General features: G+C 41.3%; 22 protein-coding genes. All 22 read left to right on the top strand.

Features of this window, described 5'->3' with window-relative positions; genetic code table 11:
• The first annotated feature begins 13 nt into the window (after positions 1-13).
• The 22 genes from FTU17_RS03070 (at position 14) to rpsA (ending at position 17,823) form a co-directional block, all read left to right on the top strand.
• Positions 14-796, top strand: a complete 783-nt coding sequence (locus tag FTU17_RS03070) for a ParA family protein (RefSeq protein WP_180134657.1) — start codon at positions 14-16, stop codon at positions 794-796.
• The gene (locus FTU17_RS03065; RefSeq protein ID WP_111885065.1) at positions 793-1,680 is read left to right on the top strand and encodes a ParB/RepB/Spo0J family partition protein; all 888 of its coding nucleotides are present in this window, start codon (positions 793-795) and stop codon (positions 1,678-1,680) included. The genes FTU17_RS03070 and FTU17_RS03065 overlap by 4 nt, the downstream gene beginning before the upstream one ends.
• Before the next feature lie 31 nt (positions 1,681-1,711).
• Complete coding sequence (locus tag FTU17_RS03060) at positions 1,712-2,353, top strand: MotA/TolQ/ExbB proton channel family protein (protein ID WP_180134656.1); 642 nt, start codon at positions 1,712-1,714, stop codon at positions 2,351-2,353.
• A 13-nt stretch (positions 2,354-2,366) separates the two neighbouring features.
• Entirely contained in the window at positions 2,367-2,789 is a 423-nt protein-coding gene (locus tag FTU17_RS03055) for a biopolymer transporter ExbD (protein WP_180010301.1), read from the top strand.
• Positions 2,789-4,516 (top strand): lipid A export permease/ATP-binding protein MsbA, encoded by a 1,728-nt coding sequence (gene msbA / locus FTU17_RS03050; protein ID WP_180088550.1) that lies wholly within the window; start codon positions 2,789-2,791, stop codon positions 4,514-4,516. The genes FTU17_RS03055 and msbA overlap by 1 nt, the downstream gene beginning before the upstream one ends.
• 3 nt (positions 4,517-4,519) lie before the next feature.
• The gene (gene lpxK, locus FTU17_RS03045) at positions 4,520-5,533 is read left to right on the top strand and encodes a tetraacyldisaccharide 4'-kinase (protein WP_180134655.1); all 1,014 of its coding nucleotides are present in this window, start codon (positions 4,520-4,522) and stop codon (positions 5,531-5,533) included.
• 3 nt (positions 5,534-5,536) lie between these two features.
• Complete coding sequence (gene kdsB, locus FTU17_RS03040) at positions 5,537-6,298, top strand: 3-deoxy-manno-octulosonate cytidylyltransferase (RefSeq protein WP_180134654.1); 762 nt, start codon at positions 5,537-5,539, stop codon at positions 6,296-6,298.
• A gap of 13 nt (positions 6,299-6,311) precedes the next feature.
• Entirely contained in the window at positions 6,312-7,295 is a 984-nt protein-coding gene (locus tag FTU17_RS03035) for a DNA polymerase III subunit delta' (RefSeq protein WP_180108746.1), read from the top strand.
• Positions 7,296-7,310: 15 nt separating this feature from the next.
• A complete protein-coding gene (locus FTU17_RS03030) occupies positions 7,311-7,652 on the top strand; it encodes a PilZ domain-containing protein (protein ID WP_111885061.1) in 342 nt (113 codons plus the stop codon).
• Positions 7,653-7,683: 31 nt separating this feature from the next.
• A complete protein-coding gene (locus FTU17_RS03025; RefSeq protein WP_180022528.1) occupies positions 7,684-8,457 on the top strand; it encodes a TatD family hydrolase in 774 nt (257 codons plus the stop codon).
• A gap of 42 nt (positions 8,458-8,499) precedes the next feature.
• Positions 8,500-9,114: a TetR/AcrR family transcriptional regulator gene (locus tag FTU17_RS03020; protein WP_168378896.1), complete on the top strand. Its 615-nt coding sequence runs from the start codon at positions 8,500-8,502 to the stop codon at positions 9,112-9,114.
• A gap of 9 nt (positions 9,115-9,123) precedes the next feature.
• On the top strand, positions 9,124-9,681 hold the full coding sequence (locus FTU17_RS03015; protein ID WP_180134653.1) for a type II secretion system protein: 558 nt from the start codon (positions 9,124-9,126) through the stop codon (positions 9,679-9,681).
• Positions 9,671-10,063 (top strand): type II secretion system minor pseudopilin GspI, encoded by a 393-nt coding sequence (gene gspI / locus FTU17_RS03010; protein WP_180022530.1) that lies wholly within the window; start codon positions 9,671-9,673, stop codon positions 10,061-10,063. Before FTU17_RS03015 ends, gspI begins: the two co-directional genes overlap by 11 nt.
• A gap of 46 nt (positions 10,064-10,109) precedes the next feature.
• Entirely contained in the window at positions 10,110-10,739 is a 630-nt protein-coding gene (gene gspJ, locus FTU17_RS03005) for a type II secretion system minor pseudopilin GspJ (protein ID WP_078193724.1), read from the top strand.
• 36 nt (positions 10,740-10,775) lie between these two features.
• On the top strand, positions 10,776-11,723 hold the full coding sequence (gene gspK / locus FTU17_RS03000) for a type II secretion system minor pseudopilin GspK (RefSeq protein ID WP_180106252.1): 948 nt from the start codon (positions 10,776-10,778) through the stop codon (positions 11,721-11,723).
• Positions 11,724-11,853: 130 nt separating this feature from the next.
• Positions 11,854-12,450, top strand: a complete 597-nt coding sequence (locus tag FTU17_RS02995) for a 6-carboxytetrahydropterin synthase (RefSeq protein ID WP_180040238.1) — start codon at positions 11,854-11,856, stop codon at positions 12,448-12,450.
• Between the two features lie 36 nt (positions 12,451-12,486).
• Positions 12,487-13,200 (top strand): uracil-DNA glycosylase, encoded by a 714-nt coding sequence (gene ung, locus FTU17_RS02990; RefSeq protein ID WP_180026951.1) that lies wholly within the window; start codon positions 12,487-12,489, stop codon positions 13,198-13,200.
• Entirely contained in the window at positions 13,197-14,318 is a 1,122-nt protein-coding gene (locus tag FTU17_RS02985; protein WP_180134652.1) for an enoyl-CoA hydratase/isomerase family protein, read from the top strand. Before ung ends, FTU17_RS02985 begins: the two co-directional genes overlap by 4 nt.
• 7 nt (positions 14,319-14,325) lie before the next feature.
• Positions 14,326-14,877 carry a tRNA adenosine(34) deaminase TadA gene (gene tadA, locus FTU17_RS02980; RefSeq protein WP_180088567.1) on the top strand — a complete coding sequence of 184 codons (552 nt, stop codon included), beginning with the start codon at positions 14,326-14,328 and terminating at the stop codon, positions 14,875-14,877.
• Positions 14,878-14,903: 26 nt separating this feature from the next.
• Positions 14,904-15,335, top strand: a complete 432-nt coding sequence (locus tag FTU17_RS02975) for an SRPBCC family protein (protein WP_180134651.1) — start codon at positions 14,904-14,906, stop codon at positions 15,333-15,335.
• A gap of 17 nt (positions 15,336-15,352) precedes the next feature.
• Positions 15,353-16,036: a (d)CMP kinase gene (gene cmk / locus FTU17_RS02970; protein ID WP_180134650.1), complete on the top strand. Its 684-nt coding sequence runs from the start codon at positions 15,353-15,355 to the stop codon at positions 16,034-16,036.
• Positions 16,037-16,143: 107 nt separating this feature from the next.
• The gene (gene rpsA, locus FTU17_RS02965) at positions 16,144-17,823 is read left to right on the top strand and encodes a 30S ribosomal protein S1 (RefSeq protein ID WP_078188933.1); all 1,680 of its coding nucleotides are present in this window, start codon (positions 16,144-16,146) and stop codon (positions 17,821-17,823) included.
• Positions 17,824-17,917: the final 94 nt, after the last annotated feature.

Here is a 17,917-nt window from a genome sequence, read left to right as displayed (position 1 = left end):
GACTGGGGTTACCATGGCTCAAATTATTGCGATTGCAAACCAAAAGGGTGGCGTAGGTAAAACCACAACGGCTGTGAACTTGGCTGCATCTTTAGCCATATTAAAAAAACGAGTTTTACTTGTGGACATGGATTCACAAGGCAATGCCACGATGGGTTCGGGCATTCAAAAAAATGATTTGTTGTATTCAGTCACGGATGTCTTACTTGGTGAAGTGCCGATTGAAACCGCTATTTATAAAGCGGAAGTGGGCTATAAGGTTTTAGGTGCAAACCGTGACTTAGCTGGCGTTGAGCTTGCAATTGCAGATCAAGACGGCCGTGAGTTTATTTTACGTGAAGCATTGGCAAGCGTCGAAAAAGACTTTGACTATATTATTGTCGATTGTGCACCAAGTTTAAGTTTGATCACTGTCAATGCACTTGCAGCGGTACGTGCTGTGCTTATTCCAATGCAGTGTGAATATTATGCCCTAGAAGGTTTGGCTGACCTAACCCAAACCATTGACCGTATTCAGCAAGCTTTAAACCCAGATCTACAGATCGTGGGTGTGCTGCGTACCATGTACGATGCGCGTAATGCCTTAACACGTGATGTGTCTGCTGAGCTTGAACAATACTTCGGTCAGAAACTTTATGACACGGTCATTCCGCGTAATATTCGTTTGGCTGAAGCGCCTGCGCACGGTTTGCCAGTGATTTATTTTGAAAAAAGCTCGAAGGGTGCAGTTGCTTATTTGAACTTGGCAGCTGAGATGTTAAAAAAAACCAAAGTAAAAAAAGGAACTAAAGCATGACCGTAAAAAAACGCGGACTGGCTAAAGGTCGTGGTCTGGATGCCTTACTCGGCTCAATCCAAAAAGAAAAACTACAGCTCGAAGCAAAAGCTTTAGATCATGGACAGTTAAAACAAATTGATGTGCATTTATTGAAACGCGGCGAGTATCAACCGCGTCGTTTCATTAAAGAACAAGATTTACAAGAACTTGCTGCATCGATTGAAAAGCATGGTGTCATGCAACCAATCGTCATTCGTCCTGTCGAAGATGAAAAGCATCCCTACGAAATTATTGCAGGTGAGCGTCGTTGGCGTGCGGCTCAGCTTGCAGGTTTAACCGAAGTTCCAGCCATTGTTCGTGACTTGAGTGACCAAGTGGCAATTGCCTTGGCATTGATTGAAAACATTCAACGTCAAGATTTGAACCCAATCGATCAAGCCATGGCTTTACAACGCTTCCATGACGAATTTGGTTTAAGTCATCAAGAGATTGCCGATACGGTCGGTAAAGCACGTACCACGATTAGTAACTTGCTACGCCTCTTGTCTTTAGCGGATCAAGTCAAAGACTTTATGCAGCAAGGTTTGCTCGATATGGGGCATGCACGTGCGATCTTGACGTTAAAAGCCAAAGATCAGCTTAAAGTTGCTGAAATGGTGATTGAAAAAAGTATGTCTGTACGTCAAACCGAACAATTTGTTCGTGATTTGAATGCACCAAAACAACAAAAAGCTAAACCAATTGTTTCATCAGACATTCAACAACTGACACAACGTCTCTCTGATCGTTTCAGTGCAGACGTGAAAATTGATCATAATAAACAAGGGAAAGGCAAGCTGGTGATTAGCTACCATACTCTTGAAGAGCTAGATGGCATTTTAAATATTTGTCTAGCTGAATAATTTTTAAATTCGATTTATTGGGGAAAATCAAATGTGGGAATTAGTCAAAGCGGGCGGGTGGTTAATGATCCCGCTCGTCATTTGTTCGATCTTTACGGTAGCCATTACCATTGAGCGCTTTATTCGTTTAAAGAAATCAATGGTGTTACCAAAAGACTTGATGATGAATGTAAACACATCGGTGAAAGATGTGGTGCAGCAGCTAAAGCAAAGTCCAACTTTACAACAAAGTACATTGGGTCGTGTATTGGGCGCAGGTTACACTAGTAAAGATCAAAACGAGCAATATGCACGTGCGCAAATGGAAGTCACAGCGTCACAAGAAATTGGTTATTTAGAAAAAAATATCAACTTTTTGGGCACTTTAAGCGCTGTTGCACCTTTACTAGGTTTGTTGGGTACGGTGATCGGTATCATTGAAGCATTCTTAATGATTGATATTGGTACTAATAGTGATCCAGTGTTGATGATGCCGGGTATTTCTAAAGCCTTGATTACCACTGCTGCCGGTATGTTAATTGCTGTACCTGCATTATTTGCACATCGCTATTTCCAACGTTTGGTTCAGGAATATGTGGCTGAGTTAGAACAGCAGTCGACGTTATTTCATGCCGCTTTGTTTTATAAAAAAACACCTGAAGTAGAAAGTCAGGACATTCAGAAAGCCAGCTGAGTGGAGACTGCGCATGAAATTTAAACGTCGTCAGGTTGAAGATATTCATATCAACCTCACACCGATGATTGACTGTTTGATGTTCATTTTGGTGTTCTTGTTGCTCTCGACTACCTTTAATCAGATGAGTCGAATGAACCTCACTTTGCCAGATGCACAAGGTGTTCCACCTAAAAACTATGATCAAAAAATTGAAGTTGTGGTGGATTCATCAGGCCATTATTCTGTCAATGGTCAGTCATTGGCCAGTAAAGAAGTTTCTGATTTGAATACTGCAATTAAACAGACAGCCAATGATCGTCGTGATTTAATGTTTGTGATTGCCGCAGATGCAAAAGCAACACATCAAGATGTGATTCGGGTGATGGATGTTGCAGGTCAACTTGGATTTGTGAATGTCAACATCAGTACTAAAGTTCCAACTCGAGGTTATTAGTGAAGCACGATTTTAAGGTCTATTTACGCCTATTAAGTTATTTAAAACCTTTTTGGGGAATCGGCCTGCTGGTTTTGCTTGGTTTCGGTATTAATGCTGCGACAGAAGTTTCTGTCGCAAAATTATTGGAACGCATTATTGAAGCCATTCAAAACAAAGATCAAAGCTTTACAACCTTATTTCCACTCTTGGTGGTTTTATTGATGTTCTTCCGTGGACTCGGTTTGTTCATGGGGGGATATTTTACCGCAGTGATTTCTCGAAACTTAATCTTTAATATTCGTCAGCAAGTATTCGCAAAACTCATGCGTTTGCCTTCGCAATATTATTTAGATAATTCGAGCGGTCATATCACTGCAAAAATTATGTATAACGTTGAACAGTTGACGGCGGCATCGTCTGAGTCACTGAAAACGATTGTACAACAGGGTCTGATTACCATCGCATTATTGGGTTATTTGCTGTATACCAACTGGCGTTTAACTCTATGTATTTTGATTTTTGGCCCAATTATTGGTCTGATTATCCGTAAAGCGTCGAAGCGCATGCGTAAATTATCCATGCAAGTACAAAGTACCATGGGTGATGTTAACCATGTGGTACAAGAGACAGTGCAAGGCAACTTGGTAGTGAAGGGCTTTGCAGGGCAAGATTATGAACAAAAACGTTTTTATGAAAGCTCAATGGAGAACTTGCGTCGCGGCTTAAAAATGGTTGTGGTGCAGCAACTCAATAGCCCAATTGTTCAGCTGATTATGTCGATCGCGCTCAGTATCGTGATGTATATCGCGCTACGCCCTGAGATTTTACAAGATACAACAGCGGGTGAGTTTGTAGCGTATATCACTGCCGCAGGTATGCTGAGTAAGCCAATTAAAACCTTGACGGATGTCAACGAAAAACTACAACGAGGCATGGCAGCAGCTTATTCAGTTTTTGAATTGCTTGATATGCCTGAAGAAGTAAATAACGGCACGCTGAAGCCTGCTTTAAAAGGTGATGTCGAATTTAAAAATGTCAATTTGATCTATGCCGATGGTCACCATGCGATTCATGACTTCAATTTAAAAGTTAATGCAGGGCAAACCATTGCATTAGTTGGGCGTTCAGGTGCAGGTAAAACCTCACTGGTCAATCTGTTGGTGCGTTATCAAGAGGTATCATCAGGACAATTGTTGCTTGATCAGCATGATATTCACGACATAGAACTCAATAGCTTGCGTACTCAGATTTCAATGGTCAATCAGCAAGTGGTTTTGTTTAACCGTACAGTGCGTGAAAATATTGCTTATGGTCAGCTCGAGCATGCAACAGATGAACAAGTCATTGCTGCTGCTAAAGCTGCATTTGCACATGATTTTATTATGGATTTACCGCAAGGTTATGACACGCCATTGGGTGCACAAGGGTTAAACCTGTCTGGTGGACAACGTCAACGGATTGCAATTGCTCGTGCGATTTTGAAAAATGCACCGATCTTAATTTTAGATGAAGCGACCAGTGCGCTAGATAACGAATCTGAATTTTTCATTCAGCAAGCATTTGACGCTGCGATGCAAGATCGTACTACGATCGTGATTGCGCATCGTTTATCGACCATTGAAAATGCAGACTGTATTGTGGTGATGGATAAAGGGCGTATTATTGAACAAGGTTCGCATACGGAATTGATGGCACAACGTGGTGCATATTACCAACTTCATCAGCGTAATTTTGAGGAAAATTAAGTCATGTCTTTTACACAATTGATTCAGGATGCTTGGAATGAACAGGCAAAGTGGCTCGTTGTGTTTAGACCTTTGTCATGGCTTTATCGTGGCGGCTTTTTACTCAATAAAAAACTCTATCAATCAGGTATAAAGCAAAGCTATAAAGCGCCCATTCCAGTCATGGTCATTGGTAACATCACAGTCGGTGGAAGTGGTAAAACCCCTTTGCTCATTCACTTGGTTAGTTATTTAAATAGCTTAAAGCTGCGTGTTGGTGTGATCAGTCGTGGCTATGGTGGTCAAGGACCATTTCCGGCCTATGTGGATTTAGATTCGACGGCTGAAATCGTGGGTGATGAACCGAGCTTAATCGTTCAGTCTACAGGTGTGCCGATGGCGGTCGGTCCAAATCGCCAACAAAGTATTGAGTTGCTGCTATCTAAGCATGAATTGGATTTGATTATCTGTGATGATGGTTTGCAGCATTGGGCGCTTCAACGCGAGTTGGAGTGGATCGTACTGGATAATAACCGTGGTTTAGGCAATGAAAAATTATTACCTGAAGGTTATTTGCGTGAACCGAAAAAGCGCCTTGCCAGTGGAACGGTCATTGAGCATTCAGCAGATCCAAGTTCTCCACTGAATATGCACCTAGAAGCGGCGCAGCCTTATTTGCTCAATAAAGATCTTGTGACGACATTTGATGCAAATAAAGATTTTTATGCCGTAGTGGGTATCGGTTTTCCGCAACGATTTTATAAAACCCTAGAAAACATGGGGATTCATCAATTTCAATGTCATGAATTCCCAGATCATTATGAATATGAACTGAGTGATTTGCAATTTGAAGATGCCAATCCCATCATTACCACTGAAAAAGATGCAGTTAAAATTTTAGCGATCCTCAAAAATAATCCAGATTTTAAAAGAGAAATATGGGTTGTTCCTGTAGATGCAGTGTTGTCACCTGCGTGTTATGAAACTTTGCATGCGCAGTTGAAAAAACTGGGTCTGAAACTTCCCGAAGGCATTTAATTTATGAAACATATTGTTATTCCTGCACGTTTTTCAAGTTCACGTTTACCGGGTAAGCCTTTACTTGAAATTCATGGCCGTCCGATGATTTTACGTGTGGTCGATCAAGCCAAAAAAGTTGCAGGATTCGATGACCTTTGTATCGCTACAGATGATGAGCGTATTGCAGCAGTATGTCGTGCGGAAGGGGTTGATGTGGTATTGACCTCTGCAGAACATCCATCTGGTACAGATCGTTTAAGTGAAGTTGCACGCATCAAAGGTTGGGCGAGTGATGACATTATTGTCAATGTGCAAGGTGATGAACCTTTGCTTCCTGCTCAATTGGTAAAACAAGTTGCACAATTACTTGTTGATCAGCCGACATGTTCAATGTCGACACTCTGCGAGCCGATTCATAGTCTAGATGAGTTTCAACGTGACAGCATCGTCAAAGTGGTGATGTCAAAGCACAATCAAGCGCTGTATTTCAGCCGTGCGACTATTCCTTATGACCGTGATGGTGCAAAGCAAGTAGAACAAACCTTGCATGATCAAGCCTTTCGTCATTTAGGACTTTATGCATACCGCGTAAAACTGCTACAAGAATATGTCACTTGGGATATGGGTGTACTAGAAAAATTAGAAAGCCTTGAACAATTACGTGTTTTGGAAAATGGTCACCGTATTGCCATTGCTGTGGCAGAAGCGAACCTTCCACCGGGCGTAGATACTCAAGCTGACCTTGATCGTTTGAACCAAATGGATGTTTCGAACTTCGAATAAGGTTAAACGATTTATGCAAAATGAAATTGTGGCGCAAGTGTACCCTTGGCAGAAAAATACATGGAATACATTAACCAGCCGGTTTCCACAACTGGGACATGGCGTGCTTTTGTATGGCAAAAAAGGCTGTGGTAAAGAGGCATTTGCAAAACAATTTCTTGCTTGGGTGCTGTGTCAAAAACGTGATGAGCGAACTGAGCCATGTGGTGAGTGTGGGAGTTGCCAGTGGTTAAAGTCAGATACACATCCAAATTTTGTCCACATCAGTACAGATGAAGACAATAAAAAGCAAAATGCCAAAATTAAAATCGAAAAAATTCGTGATTTGTTGCCTTTTGTACAACAAACCGTGGATGGTTGGCGAGTTGTGTTGATTGAGCCTGCTGAAGCATTAAACATTGCATCATCAAATGCATTGCTGAAAACATTGGAAGAGCCGGGCGAGCGGATTGTGATTATGTTATTGGCAGAGCATTATTTGAAATTGCCGGCAACCATTCGCAGTCGAATGCAGCACTATGCATTGGATCGTATTGAACCGGAACAATCACAGCAATATTTACAGCAGCATTTGCCCGATAGTGGTGAAACCCAGCGCAAAGTTCTCATGAACTTAGCTAGTCAAATGCCATTACAAGCGATTTCATTGGCAAGTAGTGAATGGCTAAATATGCGCCAAGAGTTTCTACAAGATTGGCAAAAACTTGTGACACAAAAAAATATGCCGATGGCAATTGCGACCAAGTGGAATAAAGCTCTGAGTTTTAGTGATTTTAGTCAAATGTTTGAATACTTGTTGTCCGATATAATTTGTGTCAAGCTAAATCAATCCATAAAAAATATAGATTTGGATTTTGGGGTGTTGGCAGAGCAATATTCGCTCGAAACACTCTTTGGGATTTATACAGAATTACAGCAGTCTAAGCAGTTCATTGAGCAGAACGTACAGGGGAATCTGGTCGTAGATGAGCTTTGTATCAAACTGATGAATGTTTAATTAAGGGGAAACATCATGCAACCACGTATGGGCGGGATTGTTCACGCTAATATTCCAGATGTGGAAACACTTTTTGCGAGCTACATGCCTTATGTCGTTGGTGGCGGTTTATTTGTGCCATCAAAGCAAGCTGTGAAAATGGGTGATGAGGTTTTCTTATTGGCGACTTTGCCTGAACAAAGTATAAAAATTCCTTTGACAGGAAAAGTGATTTGGATTTCGCAAAAGCAAAATGGCATTAAACCACAAGGCTTTGGAATTCAATTAAGCGGCGAAAAAGGCGTTTATTTCAAAACAGAAGCAGAACGTTTACTTGCAGGGCTTAAATCTGAGGGGCGTAGAAGTTACACTATGTAGTTACAACAGTGAAGACTTGTAGGTACATATTGTGTTTGTAGATACCCATTGCCATTTAACCATGCTTGACTTAAGCCCTTATGAGGGTAATTTAGATCTTGCATTGGATCAGGCTCGTCAAGCCGGGGTCTCAAAATTTATGAGTATCTCGGTTGATCTAGATGACCATATCGAACTTTCAAAAATTGCTTCACGTCATGCCGATGTGGGTTATTCCGTTGGGGTACACCCATGTGAAGATCCTGCAACGATGGCTCGGGCAACAGAAGAATATCTCATTGAATTAGCACAACCTGAAAAGGTTTGGGCGATTGGTGAAACAGGGCTGGACTATTTTCATAGTACCGACTTTGTTGCAGAGCAAAAAGAATGTTTTGCCCGCCATATTCGCGCATCGCAAGCCGTGAAAAAACCGGTGGTTGTACATACTCGTTCTGCAAAGCATGATACGGTGGATATTATCCGTGCAGAGAAATCTACTCACGGTATTTTGCATTGTTTTACTGAAGATTGGGAAACGGCAAAAGCTGTCTTAGATTGTGGTTATTACGTGTCATTTTCAGGCATTGTTTCTTTTAAAAATGCACAAGATTTGCGTGATGTGGCCAAGCAAGTGCCACTGGATCGCGTGCTGATTGAAACAGATAGCCCATACCTTGCACCGATGCCCTATAGAGGAAAGTCTAATGAACCAAAATACGTTCCTTATGTAGCCAAAGCCTTAAGTGATGTATATGATAAGTCAATTGAAGAGATGGCTTTCATTACAATGCAAAACTTTGAAAATCTCCTCAATCTTAAGTAAATAATTTGAATTGATATAAGAGTAAGAGAGTATAGGGTGAAGATGGATCGTCAAGCTCAGTTTAGAGCAAGAGAGGCATTAATTTTCCAAGTGGCAGAGCAGCTGCTATTGGAAAATGGCGAAGCAGGGATGACACTAGATGCGCTAGCGGCAGAACTCGACTTGGCAAAAGGGACGTTATATAAACATTTTCAAAGTAAAGATGAACTATATATGTTGCTCATTATTCGTAATGAACGCATGTTATTGGAAATGATTAAAGACACCGATAAAGCTTTTCCTGAACACCTTGCTTTCTTTATGTTGCATCACTTACATCACCCAGAACGTACTGTGTTGTTTCACCAAATTGAAGAGCGTTTATCGACAACGGGTGTGGGTATTCAGCACTTGTTTAGTGAACTATATCAGGTACGCAAACAGCGTCTAAGATTGATCATCCGTATGACTGAGCGTTATTTGGAGTCGATTCAAAGTAGCATGCCAGTACGTGATTATCTTGCTTCGATTTGGTCACTTACACATGGCGCTGCAGCAATTTTGAATTCAAGTTTTTATCAGCGTTATTTGGGTTCAAGAGACACATTAAGGGTTGCTTATATTGATCAAGCCTTAGCATTACCAAAACAAGTGCATGCGGTTGCTCAATTCGCTTAAAGGCTGCTTATGAAAATAGCATCACCATCATCGGTTCGTGGCTTCACCCTCGTAGAATTGATGATGGTGATTGTGATTATGGGCATCATGGCCTCATTGGTGCTTTTGAATATCGGTGGGACAGATCAACGCAAAGCCATGCAAGCACGCGAAGTGTTTGTGATGGATCTGAAGCGAATTTTACGCGATGCAAATGATCAAGCTTTGATATTGGCCTTGCAGCAAAACGCTGGAACTGATGTCAATACGCAGAGTTATGCAGTACAAGAATATTTACCAGAACAAAAACGTGTAGAAAATAGTATTTTAAATCAGAACAATAAATGGCAAAACTATAAAGATTTTGAAACCCGAGTATTACCTGAAAATGTCTCTTTTACGATTCAGCCTTTAGATCAGCAGTATGAAAATGCCAATAATGATGATTTGTTAAATACCAATGCACCTAAGTTGATTTGGTTGGGCAATGGTGAGGTAAAGCCTGTGCGTATACAGTTTTATTTTGAAGAACGTCCCATTGGTAATGAAATCGAAATTGATCATTTAGGGAAAGTCAATGCGGGCTAAAGGGTTTACGCTACTTGAAGTCATGGTGGCATTGGCGATTTTTGCGACTGCGACAATGGCTTTGTCTAATGTTGCGATGCAATATACACAGTCGACAGCACACGCAATTTTAAGAAATAAAGCACAATTCGTTGCGCTGAATGAAATCGCTAAGATGGAAATCAATCGTGAATGGATGACAGGTACTGCATCTAAACAAGTCACTGAACAAGGCGAACAATGGCAAATTGACAAAAAAGCCCAAGCCACCATTAGTCCAAATGTACAACGGATTGATATCCAAGTGAGTTTGATGAATGCTGAAACAGGGGATGTGGAAGCAGGGATTAGCAGTTTGGTGTTCTTTAACTATAAGGCTCCGTTGGATGAAAATAATAACTAGAAAAAATCGTACATCTCAAGATATGCCTGTGCTTGTGCAGCAAGGAATGAAGAATCAAGCGGGATTTACCTTAGTTGAGCTTTTGGTTGCGATTGCTATTTTCGCAGTGCTGTCTGCTTTGGGTTGGAAGGTTTTTGATTATGTCTCGAAAGTGAAGGAACGAAACGCAACCCATGAGGCACGGCTCAGTCAGTTGCAAGATGCCCATCAGCAAATACTCAGAGACACGGTACAAGCTGTGCCCTTAACTGCCAATATTAATGGAGATATTCAACCAGCGTTGGTGTTGCAAAATGGCCGATTTAATTTCAGTAAGACTGGTGTCACTGACCCATTAAATCAGGGCATTGCACCTGATGAGCGAGTGGAATATCAATACAAAGCTGATGAAAAAAAACTATATCGGCTAAAATTTAAAAATCTAAACCAAACGGGGCATGATCAGCCAGATTCGAGTGTATTACTGGATAATGTTGAACAATTTAAAATCACGGTACTCAATCCAAATGAGTTAGAGAATTGGCCAGATGCTGCCGCAGATTTGAATAATGAAAAAACCATTCAACTGTTACCGCGGGGCATTAGAATGCAACTCACAGTGGATGGGACAAACTACGAATGGTTATTCAGTTTGTTAAATACTGATTTTTTATTGGATAAAAATAAAAATGGTTAACGGTCAGGTAGGGTTATTTGAAGTTTGGAGTTGCTTATGAAACAGCAACGCGGCATCGCCTTGTTAACTATCCTGATGATGGTAGCTTTGGCTACTATTGTTGCAGCAGCCATCGCAAAACAACAAGCCAATACTTCTGAAAACACCGCCTACGTGATGCGCCAAAATCAATCGATGTTATATGCGAAAAGTGCCGAAGCATTTTTTGCTGAACTTTTGGTAAATGATGCCGAAAATGCAGGGCAGGTGGATCACCTCCAAGAAAATTGGGCTCAGCCTATGCCAGCCTTTCCAGTGGAAGGTGGAACTGTTGCAGGTGTGCTCCAAGACGAATCTGGAAAATTTAACCTTAATAGCTTGGTTTCAGAAGAGGGTGTGGTAAATGACAAAGCAAAGCTATGGTTTGAAAAAATATTGCAGCGTGTTGGTTTACCCGCAGAATTAAGTCAAGCCGTGATTGATTGGCAAGATGAAGATGATGAGACCTCTGGCCCGATGGGAGCAGAGCTGGCGTACTATCGTGGTTTAAATAATGCGGCACTACCGCCAAATGCAAAATTCCATAGTGTGGAAGAACTGAAATCAGTCCGTGGTTTTGAAGGTGCTCAATATAAACTGATTGCGCCCTATGTGAGTAGCTTGCCCTCGCATGAAACAACGGTAAACATTAATACCGCTCCTGCATTTTTGTTAGCGACTATGGATGATCGTTTAGATGTCAATGCAGTTGAGCAAGCTTTGCAACAAAAAGCTGCCAAATTTGAACATTTCGAAAATATCAATGATTTATGGGCAATGGAGCCATTTGCACAGGTGAGCACAGAAAATAGGGAAGTTTTAAATTCACAATTGGGTGTGCAGTCGAACTATTTTAAAGCGCAAATTGAAATTATTTTAAATGAAAGAAAGCGTCAATTTACCAGTGAGTTAGTGCGAAAAGATAAAGATGTATATGTGGCTTTTCGCAGTATGGCACCATTTTAGGTCTTAAATATCGCTAAATTTTCATGATGCCTTTTCCCAATTGTGCTGAACAGCAAAATTAATGCCTCTTGTTAGACTTTTGCATTATAATCTCTGAGAACCCATAGATTATTTGATTGCATTACGACATATGTTAATTCGTAAGTTATTTAAGTTTGAAAACGCGCATATCGTGCGTAATTGCACGTCAGACCGTTGCAAACGTTCCATTCATGGACACAGTTATAAAGTCGAATTATTACTCAAAGCGTCGAAACTTGACCATGGACAAATGGTTTACGATTTCGGTTTGCTCAAAGGGGTAATTAAAGACTTATTTGATAGTTTTGATCACGCGATTTGTTTTTGGCAACATGATGATGCCGAGTACATTCGTGCCTGCAAACAGTTCAGCGCACGGTGGGTTGAACTACCCGTATCGCCTTCAGCAGAACAGTTTTCACGGATCTTCTTTTACTTGGCACAACAAGTTCTAAAATCAACAAAAACTCAAAATGGTGAGGGTGATGTTGAAGTGTATTCTGTGATCGTACATGAGACGGACACAGGCTATGCGCAAAGCTTTTTAGAAGATATCGATAATGTACAAATGGGGCTGTTGCAGTTAGATCAAATCGTCTTTTCCGAACAGGTTCAATCGGAATGGAACGATACCCAGATGTATGAAAAATTAAAACAGGGTCAAAAATTTTTAAACCCTGCAGTTGATTTACAAGTTAAAATTTAAGTAAATATTTGGTTTTATTAGGATTGGTTAACAGTGATGTCTTTAACAGAAGAGCAACAAGCAAAACTCGCTAAAGTGCAGCTTGATGCTAGCTGGAAATATGGTCTAAGTGAGTTTCTGCTTAGCCCCCGCATGGATGAGTTAAAAGACTTTCTGATACAACAAATGAAACAGGATAAAGTGATTTATCCTCCGAATCCGCTGATTTTTAATGCCTTAAATACGACGCCTATGGCGAATGTAAAGGTGGTGATTTTAGGCCAAGACCCTTATCATGGGCCAAATCAGGCACATGGCTTGAGTTTTTCGGTACAAAAGGGGGTTGCATTACCACCTTCTTTACGTAATATTTTCCATGAGTTAAATACCGACCTTGGGGTGCCTGTGTCAAAACATGGGGACTTAACACGCTGGGCAGAACAAGGTGTTTTGCTTTTAAATGCGGTACTGACTGTTGAGGCTGGGCAACCAACTTCACATCAAAAACGTGGCTGGGAAGATTTTACAGACCATGTGATTGATGTTTTAAATGAACAACGTGAGCATATTGTCTTTATTTTATGGGGGGCATATGCACAGCGTAAGGGACAACGCATTGACCAAAATAAGCACTTGGTGCTAAAAGCCGCGCATCCATCTCCTTTGGCTGCAAACCGCGGTGGTTTTTTTGGTTGTAAGGTGTTCTCAAAAAGTAATAATTATCTTAAACAAAATGGCATTGAGCCAATAGACTGGCAGCTGGACGCATGACTTATTCTCCCGTTTCAAAAAATTATCACCCAGATCTGATTGTGGAAGAAGCGAAAAAGGGCTGGCGCATTGTTCGCCTGAATCGCCCAAAATCGCTTCATGCATTAGATGAATCTATCTGTACAGCGTTGCTTGAAGTCTTTCAGGACTTTCAACATGATGATGCTGTTAAAGCGATTTGGTTAGATTCCACTACACCGAAAGCATTTTGTGCAGGTGGCGATGTACGCAAATTGCGACAATTGGTGGTCAATGATGAAGTTGAAACGGCGAATAAATTTTTTGAACAAGAATATGCCCTAGATTTGCTGCTGCATAACTATGCAAAGCCGATTTTGGTTTGGGGCGAAGGTTATGTCATGGGTGGTGGTTTAGGTCTATTTATGGCCGCACCTTTCCGTTTGGTAACACCTTATTCACGTTTAGCAATGCCTGAGATTAATATCGGTTTGTATCCAGATGTTGGTGCGACGCGTTTCCTAGCTGACCGTGGTGCCATTGGGTTGTTTACTGGGTTAACCGGCTCGATTATGACCGCAGCAGGTGCTTATGGTATTGGCTGGGCAACGCATATTTGTGATGCACAGCGTGATAATGTACTTGAAACTGTCATCAATATTGATTGGGATCATTATCCAGCTGGCGATTTTCGTGCCATCGATGACACTTTAAATAGTATGCATCGTCCTGTGGGGCCGGGGCCATTACAAAATTCATTGGATGTGATTCAAAGTGTGTGCCGTGGGCATAATTTTGAACATGACTATGAATCAATTATAGGTTTAAGTGATGCGCGTAGTGATTGGTTACGCCAAGCCAGTGAAAATCTACAAAAAGGTTCACCTGTAACCGCAGCATTAACATGGTTGTTGTGGCAGTGGGGCAAGCAAGTGCATTCTTGGAATGAAGTGTTTGAACTAGAAACCCAAATTTCGGATTGGAAAATTCGTCATGCGGACTTTGTTGAAGGTGTGCGCGCCCGTCTAGTCGATAAAGATCTCTCCCCAGAGTGGAAAAAAGGTACAGACCTTTCCCTCAAAGGGATTCTGGCTGATGAGCCTCCTGTAACCAATATTGACAGTTGGAATGCACTGTTAAGACAGTATGGTGTAATTTAGTTAATTGATGTCTGAACAAAACCAACATAGTGATGAGCATTGGATGCAGCTTGCTTTCGAGCAAGCTGCGCAAGCTGCCGAATTGCAAGAAATTCCTGTAGGTGCAGTCATTGTGAGTCAAAATCAAGTCATAGGTGCAGGGTTTAATGCGCCTATTTCTTTGAAAGATCCCACCGCGCATGCGGAAGTACAAGCTTTGCGTCAAGCTTGTTTAAATATCGATAATTACCGTTTACCTGATGATGCAACTTTATATGTGACCTTGGAGCCTTGCACAATGTGTGTGGGTGCTTTGGTACATTCGAGAATTAAACGCGTGGTATTTGCGACGACTGAGCCTAAAGCAGGTTCTTTAGTGAGTTCGCGTCAATTGTTAAATTCAGGCTACTATAACCATATCTTTGAGTTTGAGCATGGTTGCCTGCAAGCGCAATGCTCCCAACAATTAAGTGATTTTTTTAAAATGCGTCGTGAACAAAAACGACTGATGAAGTTACAGGAAAAAGCCACTTTGACTGAACTTCATTTAAAAAATCAAGTAAACTCTACTGACAATTAATATTGTCAAATAAAATAGGGTACACCATGAAATCGATCCAAGTAAAAAAAGAATTTAATGCACCAGTCGAGCAGGTTTTTGACTTACTTTCAAAACATTCGACCTATAACGTGGCTTTTGCACCGATTCAAGTGGTGCGTGTCAAAGATTCAGCAGATCCTGAGCGTCCTGATGGTGTGGGTTCTGTACGTCGTATGGGCTTTGGGCCAGTGAAGCCTTTACAAGAGCAAATTACCTTACTTGAGCCAAACCAACGCATTGAATATAAGATTATTAAAAACCCATTGGTGAAACATCATTTGGGTGTGATTCAATTCGAAGCGATCGATGCCTCGCGTACTTTAGTCACTTATACGATTGAATTACAGGCGCGTGCGCCATTCGTTAGTCAATTAATCCTTGCGCAACTGAAGTCAGCGATTAAAATTGGTTTTTCAAAACTTGCAAAAACCGTATAAACAAAAGTGGAAGAGCAATGACAGTTCAAATCATTACAATTGATGGCCCAAGTGGCTCAGGTAAAGGAACATTGGCAGCAAAAATTGCGGCACATTATCAGTTCCACTTACTCGACTCAGGTGCGTTATATCGTCTGTTGGGATTGTCATTACATAAGCAAGACTTAATTGATGCATTAGACTCAAAGCTCGATGAATGCGTAAAAATTGCAACAAATTTAGACATACAATTTGTGACAAATGAAGCAGGTGTTTCGGTGCTTTTAGATGGTGAAGATGTCTCAAAAGTTATCCGTACTGAGAGAGTCGGAGAGTTTGCCTCAAAAGTTGCTGCAATTCCTGCACTTAGAGCTGCTCTTTTAGAACGTCAGCATGCCTTTGCCCAAGTACCTGGTTTGGTTGCAGATGGCCGTGATATGGCAACAACGATTTTTCCAAATGCGCAAGCCAAGATTTATTTAACGGCTTCTGCTCAGTCCCGTGCGGAGCGCCGTGTAAATCAGTTGCAGGCTATGGGCGTGGATGTTAAAATAAACGACATTTTAGCTAATATCGAAGCGCGTGATAAGCGAGATATGGAACGCACAGTCGCTCCACTCAAGCCTGCGCCAGATGCTTATTTCATTGATAGTTCAACTTTGAGTATTGATGAAGTATTCACGCTGATGACGAATTACATCGATCAGCAATTAGCAAACTAAAGAATTTTCAGCAGAAGCATAGCTTGATCAGTCTTATACGGACTATGTAGACGCTTAATTAAACCGGCCTTGTCTGATCCAAGACCGCTGACTTTACTAGGTATATCATGACCGAATCTTTTGCAGCCCTCTTTGAAGAAAGCGAATTAAACCTCAACGTTGAAAAGGGTGCTGTCATCCAAGGCGTTGTAGTAAATATCGACTCTGACTGGGTAACAGTTGACACTGGCCTTAAATCAGAAGGTATTGTTGACCGCGCTGAATTCTTAAATGAACAACGTGAACTTGAAGTTCAAGTTGGCGACACTGTTGACGTAGTTGTTGAAGCTCTTGACAACGGTATGGGTCAAACAGTTTTATCACGTGAAAAAGCTAAACGTGCTGAAACTTGGACTAAACTTGAAAAAATCTTTGAAGACGGCGAAATCGTTACTGGTGTTATCTCTGGTAAGGTTAAAGGCGGTTTCACTGTTGACATCGGTCCAGTTCGTGCATTCCTTCCAGGTTCTTTAGTTGATACTCGTCCTATTCGTGATACTACTCACTTAGAAGGTAAAGAGTTAGAATTTAAAGTAATCAAACTAGATGCTAAACGTAACAACGTTGTTGTATCTCGTCGTGCTGTTATGGAAGCTGAATCTTCAGCTGACCGTGAAGCTCTTCTTGCTCAGCTTGAAGAAGGTCAAACAGTTACTGGTACTATCAAAAATCTTACTGACTACGGCGCGTTCGTTGACCTTGGCGGTATTGATGGTCTTCTTCACATCACTGACATGGCTTGGAAACGTATCAAGCATCCTTCAGAAGTTGTTGAAGTTGGTCAAGAAGTTACTGTTAAAGTACTTAAATTCGACCGCGAACGTAACCGCGTATCTTTAGGCCTTAAACAATTAGGCGAAGATCCATGGTTAGCGATCATGAACCGTTACCCTAAAGGTTCTATCGTTAAAGCTCGTGTAACTAACTTAACTGACTACGGTTGCTTCGCTGAAATCGCTGAAGGCGTTGAAGGCTTAGTACACGTTTCAGAAATGGACCACACTAACAAAAACATCCACCCATCTAAAGTTGTTCAGATCGGTGACGAAGTTGACGTTATGGTTCTTGAAGTTGATGAAGAGCGTCGTCGTATTTCTCTTGGTATCAAACAAACTCGTGCTAACCCATGGGAAGAGTTTGCTAAAGAACACGACAAAGGTGAAAAAGTTTCAGGTACTATCAAGTCAATCACTGACTTCGGTATCTTCATCGGTTTACCAGGCGGTATCGATGGTCTAGTTCACTTGTCTGACATTTCTTGGAACGAACAAGGCGAAGAAGCTATCCGTCGTTACAAGAAAGGTGACACAGTTGAAGCGGTTATCCTTTCAGTAGACGCTGAAGGCAACCGTATCAGCCTTGGCATCAAACAAATGAACAGCGATCCGTTCAACGATTTCTTGGCTGCTAACGAACGCGGTGCGCTTGTTAAAGGTACTGTAACTGCAGTTGACGCTAAAGGCGCTACTGTTAAGTTAGCTGACGAAGTTGAAGCGACTCTTAAAGCATCTGAAATCAACCGCGACCGCGTTGAAGATGCAACTAAGTTCCTTGAAGTTGGTCAAGAAGTTGAAGCTAAAATCATCAACGTAGACCGCAAATCACGTTCTATCAACTTGTCTATCAAAGCGAAAGACGAAGCTGAAGAAAAAGAAGCAGTAGCTAACTTGAACAAGACAGCTACAGCAACTTCAGACAATGGTCCTAAGACTATTGGTGATTTGATCAAAGCTCAAATGAACCACTAAGTAAGTGTTTGAATTGTATTGTTAATGTAAATTAATTAATATATTTTACACAATTACTGTAACGGTAGCGTAGTAAGTGATTATTACGCTACCG

Source organism: Acinetobacter sp. YH12070 (genome assembly GCF_013419625.1).
Taxonomy (GTDB): Bacteria; Pseudomonadota; Gammaproteobacteria; order Pseudomonadales; family Moraxellaceae; genus Acinetobacter; species Acinetobacter amyesii.
The sequence above is the reverse complement of the archived record's forward strand: the minus strand, read 5'-3'. Positions and strand labels throughout refer to the sequence as shown.

Coding starts and splice junctions, on each gene's coding strand:
- FTU17_RS03065 (WP_111885065.1), top strand. CDS start 793: ATGACCGTAAAAAAACGCGGACTGGCTAAAGGTCGTGGTCTGGATGCC.
- lpxK (WP_180134655.1), top strand. CDS start 4,520: ATGTCTTTTACACAATTGATTCAGGATGCTTGGAATGAACAGGCAAAG.
- FTU17_RS03035 (WP_180108746.1), top strand. CDS start 6,312: ATGCAAAATGAAATTGTGGCGCAAGTGTACCCTTGGCAGAAAAATACA.
- FTU17_RS03030 (WP_111885061.1), top strand. CDS start 7,311: ATGCAACCACGTATGGGCGGGATTGTTCACGCTAATATTCCAGATGTG.
- tadA (WP_180088567.1), top strand. CDS start 14,326: ATGTCTGAACAAAACCAACATAGTGATGAGCATTGGATGCAGCTTGCT.
- FTU17_RS03060 (WP_180134656.1), top strand. CDS start 1,712: ATGTGGGAATTAGTCAAAGCGGGCGGGTGGTTAATGATCCCGCTCGTC.
- FTU17_RS02975 (WP_180134651.1), top strand. CDS start 14,904: ATGAAATCGATCCAAGTAAAAAAAGAATTTAATGCACCAGTCGAGCAG.
- gspJ (WP_078193724.1), top strand. CDS start 10,110: ATGAAGAATCAAGCGGGATTTACCTTAGTTGAGCTTTTGGTTGCGATT.
- gspK (WP_180106252.1), top strand. CDS start 10,776: ATGAAACAGCAACGCGGCATCGCCTTGTTAACTATCCTGATGATGGTA.
- rpsA (WP_078188933.1), top strand. CDS start 16,144: ATGACCGAATCTTTTGCAGCCCTCTTTGAAGAAAGCGAATTAAACCTC.
- kdsB (WP_180134654.1), top strand. CDS start 5,537: ATGAAACATATTGTTATTCCTGCACGTTTTTCAAGTTCACGTTTACCG.
- FTU17_RS02995 (WP_180040238.1), top strand. CDS start 11,854: ATGTTAATTCGTAAGTTATTTAAGTTTGAAAACGCGCATATCGTGCGT.
- FTU17_RS02985 (WP_180134652.1), top strand. CDS start 13,197: ATGACTTATTCTCCCGTTTCAAAAAATTATCACCCAGATCTGATTGTG.
- FTU17_RS03070 (WP_180134657.1), top strand. CDS start 14: ATGGCTCAAATTATTGCGATTGCAAACCAAAAGGGTGGCGTAGGTAAA.
- FTU17_RS03020 (WP_168378896.1), top strand. CDS start 8,500: ATGGATCGTCAAGCTCAGTTTAGAGCAAGAGAGGCATTAATTTTCCAA.
- FTU17_RS03055 (WP_180010301.1), top strand. CDS start 2,367: ATGAAATTTAAACGTCGTCAGGTTGAAGATATTCATATCAACCTCACA.
- gspI (WP_180022530.1), top strand. CDS start 9,671: ATGCGGGCTAAAGGGTTTACGCTACTTGAAGTCATGGTGGCATTGGCG.
- cmk (WP_180134650.1), top strand. CDS start 15,353: ATGACAGTTCAAATCATTACAATTGATGGCCCAAGTGGCTCAGGTAAA.
- ung (WP_180026951.1), top strand. CDS start 12,487: ATGTCTTTAACAGAAGAGCAACAAGCAAAACTCGCTAAAGTGCAGCTT.
- FTU17_RS03015 (WP_180134653.1), top strand. CDS start 9,124: ATGAAAATAGCATCACCATCATCGGTTCGTGGCTTCACCCTCGTAGAA.